The sequence below is a fragment of the Tenacibaculum amylolyticum genome, from assembly GCF_964511145.1.
Taxonomy (GTDB): Bacteria; Bacteroidota; Bacteroidia; order Flavobacteriales; family Flavobacteriaceae; genus Polaribacter; species Polaribacter amylolyticum.
Window position 1 is genome coordinate 115,362 of the sequence record NZ_CAZEFZ010000063.1, and the last position, 7,718, is coordinate 123,079.

Genomic DNA, 7,718 nt, shown 5'->3' on the forward strand with positions numbered 1-7,718 from the left:
TTTGTTTACTTTTTAATTACTGAAGAGTTTCTTAAGAAAACAGCATTAGCAAAAAATAATTTTCCATTTTCCCAAAAAGCTCGGAATAGAGGATTGTCAACCATATAAATAATACTTCCTCTTCCAATTTTTTCTTCTCCAAATAACAAAGATTCTGGAATTTTCTTTAATGCTTTTTTTCCGGCAAAACCAGAAATATTTTTAGCATCTTTAGTGAAATAAGCTACGTTACCACCATTTTTAAGATAATCATAACTTGTATTTCCTAGTTTTAAAGAAAAATATGCATCATCATAACCAAAAGCTAACGGATGTGTAGCATCTACTTTACTTTTAAAAATAGCTCCCGTTATTAAATTATTCGTGTTCTCTCTTTCTAAGTTTGCATATGGAGTTAAGTTTGCTTTTTTCTTCTTAACTTTTGTAGTGTCTGCTTTCTTAGTTTTTAAAGCAAACTGTTTTTTATTAGCAAAACTTTTTAAAGCATTACCAATGGCAATAATAGTTCCTCCACTACTAACCCATTTCTTTAATTTATCTAAACCAGCTTTGTTTAAAATACTTCCATAATATCCATTCGGAATAATTAATACGTCGTAGTTAGACAAGTTTATTTGGTTAAAACGTTCCGTATCTAATACAGTTAAAGGATATTTAATTTGTTGTTCGAAAAAATGCCAAATCTCTCCAAAACTTAGAGAAGAAGTACCTTTACCAGATAATACAGCAACTTTCTGTTTATTTATAGGTTTTACACTAGCAGAGCCAAAATCAACACCAGAACTCACAAATCCAGTATTTACAGGAGTAATTTCTCTGTTATTCTTGTTAGCAATTGAAACCAGCTTAGTATCGAAGTTTTTAGAAGTGTTATTATCATGTCTTAAAATAATTAAACTACCTCTTTTGTAAGATTTTCCACCAACACTAAACGGTTTTTCAGAAAATCGAACTCTAATATTATTACTTAATAACTCACCTAAAAATGCAGCATCTTCTAAACTATTCCATTTAGTTACATAAGCATAAGAAGAAGGAGCAGCCGAGTTCTTTTTTTGCTGAGTTTTTGTTGCTTTTACTGAAGGAACTTTCTTTGTTGAAGCAATAGCTTGTAAGCCATGAGCATAAGGTAAAGCCCAAGCTGTAATATCGTACGTTAAAGAATCTGATAGTTTTGTACTAGGCTCAAATAAAGCTTTTACCATTTTTCCTTTAGGCTGATCTGTATGTATAACTAAATCTTTAGCAGTAGCTTGTAAACTTCCTTTTTTAGACGTTATATAATTGTACCCTGAAACTTTTCCTGGTTTAGCGTAATCATAGGTAATTTCATGCTTGTCTAATAATTCAGTTAGACGATTCATTTTGTCAGCATTTGTATTTTTCAATACATAACTTTTATACGCAAGATTTTTATTATCAAAGAATTTTTTAAACTCACTATTTAATTTTGCAGCATTTTTTGATGCCATTTCTACTGTAGAAAGTCCAGTTGTTTTATGATGTTTTACACGGTCTACCAAAGTAAGCTCATAACCATGATCAGTATCAATTCCAAGACCTGCCATTCCATGTCCAGCTTGTTCGTATGTCATACCAATAGCTCCCATAAAAGTAGGGTAGGTATCTCCGTAACTAGGATATAATAAGTCAAAGCTTTCTTTGGTGAAATACAGCCAATTATTACGATCGAAATGTTTTGCATGATTTTTCCCTATTTGAGTTTGAAAATCACGTTGCCAATCCGATACAATTTCATGGAAAGGCTCAGCAGCTGGAGCAAAATAATAAGGATTATTTATGTATTGTTCATGGAAATCTACATGAATATGAGGAAGCCATTTATTATAAACTTTTAAGCGTTGTTGCGTTTCAACTTGAGTAGCCCAAGCCCAATCTCTATTCAAATCAAATAAATAATGATTAGGTCTTCCTGTTGGCCACGGATCTCTATGTTCTTTAGCTTCTTGGTTGGTGTTATATGGTGAGCTACTTACTTGATTAAACCAATTCACATAACGATCTCTACCATCTGGATTAACAGCTGGATCTATAATAACTAATGTGTTATCTAAATAACTTTTTTTATCAGTAACTAGTTCATATAAAGTTTGCATAGCAGCTTCGGTACTAGAAGCTTCATTACCATGCACATTATAACTCAACCATACAATGGCAATATCATTACTGTTTTTAGAGTTTTTAGATATTCCTGCTTGAGATAAATTGTTTTGTCTAATTTGTTCTAAGTTATCTATGTTTTTTTGAGAAGAAACAAAGGCAACATACAAAGGACGATGTTCATTAGTTTCTCCGTATTTTTCTAGGATAACATTATTTAATTGTCCGCTAACATAAGTAAAGTAGTCTACAACTTTATGATGTGGTGTAAAGCGTTCTCCTATTTTATAACCTAAAAATTCTTGCGGAGATTTAATTTTCTGAGCGAAAAGAATGGAAGTAACCGTAAGAAAAAAGAATAATAATTTGTATTTCATTATAATTAATTTGATCCTCGTAAATGTAAAGAATATATTTATTTTCTTTTTAATGGTTTTTACACAGAATAGTGTTTAAACTGAATTTTCTGATAATTTTAGCAATTGTAAAAAAGCCTTTATTATACGTTTCAATCTATAAATATAAAACGAACTTAGAAAAGGAATTATAAGCAAGATTAGTAGTGGAAGGTAAAGAGTTATATACTTTTTTTAAAAATATTAAAATAAACAAAAGTTGATTTAAGCAATTCTTCTCTCTAAAGCTAAGAAGTGTGTTGTTTCTTCATTGTATAATGGAAAAATATGCAACTCACATTTGTATGTAGTATTATCTTTTCTATGGTTTACAATAACCTCCTTAAAAGGTTGATTCATTTTTAATTTTTCTCGAATACGTGCTCTAGTGACTTTTGAAGTTGAGCTACCTTGTAAAAAACTAGGAGTATTGTGTATAGCATCTTTTTTAGAGAATCCAGTCATAGTAGCAAAACCATCATTAACCCATAATATAGTACGATTAATATCTGTTAAAACTAATGCTTCAAAAGAGTTGTTGGTAAGAATTTTTTCAATATTATTCTTCCAACGTAGCTTTTTAGCAAACGTATTTAAGCTAAATAAATCATTTTGTATAGTAGCATTTTGTAGTAAAGCATTAAAATTTTGTAAATGAAGATCTAGACTTACTAAATTCACAATATTCTCATCAGAAGTATGTATACGATCTTTCAGTTTTAGATATTCATCATCACTCAAAGAATTGACATACATATCTAAACATTTCATTTTATCAATCGAATACTTCATAATAGCTGATTTCGGATAAATGTATTAAAACTCTTTAAAAAGGCCTAAAAAGTAATAGACTATTATTAAAACTTATGTAACTATTCTTGTGGTTTTTAGTTTATGTAGTACTAATATGTAATGATTGTAGTGGTTTTGTAGTATATTTAAAAGCTTGATTTATAGTTTGTTCATAGTAGGTTTGCCACAGTTTTAATTTATAATTTGCTTACACATAGTAAGTAATGTGTTAAAATAAGTTTGAAAATAACTAATAAAGTAATGTAGCTTAATAGTATTTTATAGTTGTAAAATAGAGTTTAAATCCTAGGTTTTGAAAAAAAACTACAACTTTTTTTTAGTTTTAAAATGAGATGATTATGTCGTTTTTTTAAGAAAAAATTAAGAAAATTTAACAAGCTCTGTAAGTTGTGTGTTTTGTGACGTCTAAGAAAACGATAAAGTATAATTTACGATGTGCTAAAAGTCACAAGAAATAAATTTTAAATTAACGTTTATTTGTAAGAAGTATACAATTTATAAAAAAGAATTCTAGTTTTTAAAAAAGATATAAGTAGTATATAAAGTGTGTTTGAAGTAGTATTTAGTGTCTTTTATTCTAGATTTAAATCTAGAAAAATATAAAATTTAAAAATTAGAATAAAAAAATAAAATTAAAGGTAGGGTAATATGAAAGATAACTGTTATATCTACTGAATTACAACCATTAAGATAAAATTAAAACGAATTAGATGAATTATTTAAAAACTTTAAGAAAGAAATACGAAGCCTATTAATGAATAAAAAGTAGTTGCAATATTTTCTGAAGAAATGAATAATTCATATGTAATTAAGAAATCTATTTTTAAATAGAAGAGTGTGTAAAATAAGATAAAAAAACCCCGAAACAATGAAACAAATCTACTCTCAGTAAAAATCCTAATTATTTGATATAGAAAATAGAACTATACTATGTAATAGTATGGAAAGGGAGAGCTACATCTTAATTTAAAATTAAAGTAAAATTAGAATAAGTAATTCATTGATTTTTTAAGGTGTTTAGTTGAAAAAATAATGAAATGAGTTTACTAACGGCTACTTTCGAAATACAATTAAACAATACAAATAATACTTGAAATAAAAAGAAATGTATAAACAGAGAAAAGAAATAGAAAAGTCAACAATAGGGAATAAAAGACTAAATGGTATAAACAAAATATAAGCACATGGTAAATTATTAGTTACAAGGCACTCTAAAAAGGAATTAAGTTATGTGATAAAATAGTTTACTAAGCATCTAAAATTTTTCAAACACAAATTTTTAAATCAAAAAAACTAACCTTTTATACAGGTTGGACAGGGATTCTACAACCCAATTTTAAAAGATTTCTTGTTAGATGTATAACCAAATTTAAGAACAAATATTTAATCAAATTAGTATAAAAATGAAGAATAAGACAATCAAAGTCGCCATGTTAATGGCCCTAGGATTTCTAGGACTACATCAAGTACAAGCACAGCATGTAGAGAGTACACAAAGAGCTTATCGTATTAGTGCCGATACAGATAGTTCTGGAGGTGAAGGAATACAGTTTTATGTAAGAAATCAACAACTAGCTTATTTTTTTCCAGGGCAAAATGTTTTTTTAACTAAAACTTATTTTGATGGAGAAACTATTTTACAAAATATTGCTAGATTCAATAAAAATGCGCATTTCAATGCTGAAACTTTTTTCAATGGTAGAATAAGAGCCAGTAGCATTGGTATCGGGGTAAATCCAGAAGGTTCAGCTATCCATGTGAAGAATAATAATATTCGTGTAGATGGTGGTCAATATCAAAGTTATGGACCAATAGTTTTACATCCTGATGTAGATCGTAATGGAGATGATTTTATTTCTTTTAAAAATAGTACCAATGTAGAAATGGCAAAATTACAAGATGGCGTATTTACATTAAAAGCTAACCAGAAATTAAAAGCAGAGGGTCAGTTAAATATTCAAGGAAGTACAATCTCTTTTGAGAACGGAGATGGAAATGAACAAGCTCGTTTAGATAATGGAACTTTAAGTTTAAACCAAATTCGTTTAAATGTTAGCACGTTTCCAGATTATGTATTTGCAAATGATTATAAATTAATGCCTTTAGAAGAAGTAGATGTTTTTATTCAGAAACATAAGCATTTACCTAACATGCCTTCAGAAGCTAAGGTTGTAAAAGAAGGTATGAATGTAGGGGAAGTGAACACTGTTTTAGTAGAAAAAGTAGAAGAACTAACCTTATACATTATCCAATTAAAAAAGGAACTAGATACACAACGTAAAGAATTAGAAATTCTAAAAAAGTCTAATAAACGTCTTACGGAATAAATGAAATAAACTCTAGATATAAGGTTCTACATTAATTGTTTTAGAGCTAAGTATAAACGGTTGTTAATCAGTATTACTTAGTCCTTTCTAAAACATCTCAAACACAATTTTTTAATCAAAATAACTAGTCTAGTATTTAGGCTAGATAGGATACTTATGTCTTAATGTTAAAAGAATTATTTCTAGGAAGAATAGAAGATATAACTAGAATTTATAAATAAATGTATAACTAAAATTAATGTAAATAATGAAAAATAAAACAATTAGAGTAGCCATTTTACTGGCATTAGGTTTAATAGGAGGAAACCAAGTGCAAGCTCAAAATCAAGGGCATGTTATAGGAACAGTAAGAGCTATTACTATAAGTGCAGATACAGATAGTTCGCAAATACCTGGAACTGGAGGGGAGCCAATTCGTTTCTATACTAGAAATAGAGCTGTTGCTTATTTTCATGATACAGGAATTGGTTTTCAAACGTCAGCTAATTTTGAACAACCAGTTTCTTTTCAACGCCTTGTAAATATGAGATCGAGTTTAGAATTGAGTGGTAATTTAGGAATGAGTGGACGATTATATGTAAATAATAGAATTGGAGTTGGAATTGGAAGTCCCGCAGAAAAAATTCATGTACTTAATGGAAATATCCGTGTTGATGATGGAAAATTCATAGCTAAAGAAGCATTAGTACTACAACCAGATGCTCGTAGAGCTGGACATCCATACGATAAAATTGTTTTTAACAACAATAGAAGTGAGGAAATGATCCATTTTTTTAGAGGAAACATGTATTTACACCATACCAGTAATAATGAGAAAGGTGGACTTATAGCGTCTGATGATGCATTACAATTAAAAGGAGGGAATTCAACGGAAGCAAATGACAGAGTAGAGTTTTTAAACAGTGCAAATGAGGTAAAAACAACAATACAAGATGGTGTAGTTAGAACTAACGAAATCCGTTTAAATGTTAGCACATTTCCAGACTATGTATTTGCGAATGATTATAAATTAATGCCTTTAGAAGAAGTAGACGCATTTATTCAAAAAAACAAACATTTACCTAATGTTCCTACAGAAACAGAAGTGGTAAAAGAAGGAATGAATGTAGGGCAAATAAACACATTATTAGTTGAGAAAGTAGAAGAGTTAACACTATATACTATTCAACAAGAAAAGAAAATAAAAAAGCAAGAAGAGCAAATTCAAGAATTATTAAAAAGAATGAATGCTCTTGAAAATAAAAACTAAAACTATTTCAATGAACAAGATATTATACATAATTGCTTTAATGCTATTCAGTAGTTTTAGTATTCAAGCACAAAACACGAAACTATTCAGGTTCATTACTAAGAATGAGATTAATGGAGTGAAACACGTATTATTCCATAATCTTAGAACAAATGCACTCGAAACAAAACAAATTTCATCTGAAGAGTATAATAAATCATATGGCTATTTAGAGTCGTTTATACTACAACCGGTTGGTAATAATGGAGAAGTATATATAATATCAGCTAAATCACCAGAATATTTTTTGAAAGCAGGAACGGGGGATTTTGCACCAGTAAGTTTTAGTAAAAGAACCGATGGAGATAATGATAATGATTACAAATGGACTGTAATTGTAGGGAGTAATGATGGAGAAACAATTGCTTTCAAATCGTCAAATGGAACTGGTTTTGGATTGGCTTACCCACAAGAGTCAAATGCAAATGTTACTTTTTCTGCTTTTCGAAATGCAAATGGATTGTCTTACAGACCATTATTGAATAATGCATTGTCAGATCCACCAGTACATTTTCATAGCAGTCATTTATTTAAGATGGAAAGTACACCAAATGTTTTTTAACCCTTTTTTAGAAAAATAAGAAATGAAATTTAAAAATAATATAACTCTTCTATTACTTCTGATACAGACGATATGTATGTTTGGACAAGGAAGTGTAGAGAGACCTCCTGTATTAGTGCTTAGAGGAGATAATGGATATACAACGCACTTTGACACGAAAAATGATGTCACCAGTCAATTAATAACGGCAGGAGTTGATGGAGCAGCCACTA

Annotated in this window: 5 protein-coding genes; 3 read left to right on the forward strand and 2 right to left on the reverse strand. The window is 29.1% G+C overall.

The window, feature by feature from the left end; all coding sequences use genetic code 11:
* Nucleotides 1–5: 5 nt before the first annotated feature.
* Nucleotides 6–2,498 carry a M14 family metallopeptidase gene (locus ACKTTC_RS13730; RefSeq protein WP_408040408.1) on the reverse strand — a complete coding sequence of 831 codons (2,493 nt, stop codon included), beginning with the start codon at nucleotides 2,496–2,498 and terminating at the stop codon, nucleotides 6–8.
* A 243-nt stretch (nucleotides 2,499–2,741) separates the two neighbouring features.
* Entirely contained in the window at nucleotides 2,742–3,308 is a 567-nt protein-coding gene (locus tag ACKTTC_RS13735; RefSeq protein ID WP_408040409.1) for a PAS domain-containing protein, read from the reverse strand.
* Nucleotides 3,309–4,732: 1,424 nt separating this feature from the next.
* Between ACKTTC_RS13735 and ACKTTC_RS13740 the strand changes: the two genes are divergently transcribed.
* The 3 genes from ACKTTC_RS13740 to ACKTTC_RS13750 all read left to right on the forward strand — a co-directional run bounded on the left by ACKTTC_RS13740 (nucleotide 4,733) and on the right by ACKTTC_RS13750 (nucleotide 7,506).
* A complete protein-coding gene (locus ACKTTC_RS13740; RefSeq protein ID WP_408040410.1) occupies nucleotides 4,733–5,656 on the forward strand; it encodes a hypothetical protein in 924 nt (307 codons plus the stop codon).
* Between the two features lie 247 nt (nucleotides 5,657–5,903).
* Nucleotides 5,904–6,905, forward strand: a complete 1,002-nt coding sequence (locus ACKTTC_RS13745; protein WP_408040411.1) for a hypothetical protein — start codon at nucleotides 5,904–5,906, stop codon at nucleotides 6,903–6,905.
* Nucleotides 6,906–6,915: 10 nt separating this feature from the next.
* Nucleotides 6,916–7,506, forward strand: a complete 591-nt coding sequence (locus ACKTTC_RS13750; RefSeq protein ID WP_408040412.1) for a hypothetical protein — start codon at nucleotides 6,916–6,918, stop codon at nucleotides 7,504–7,506.
* The last annotated feature ends 212 nt before the right edge of the window (nucleotides 7,507–7,718 follow it).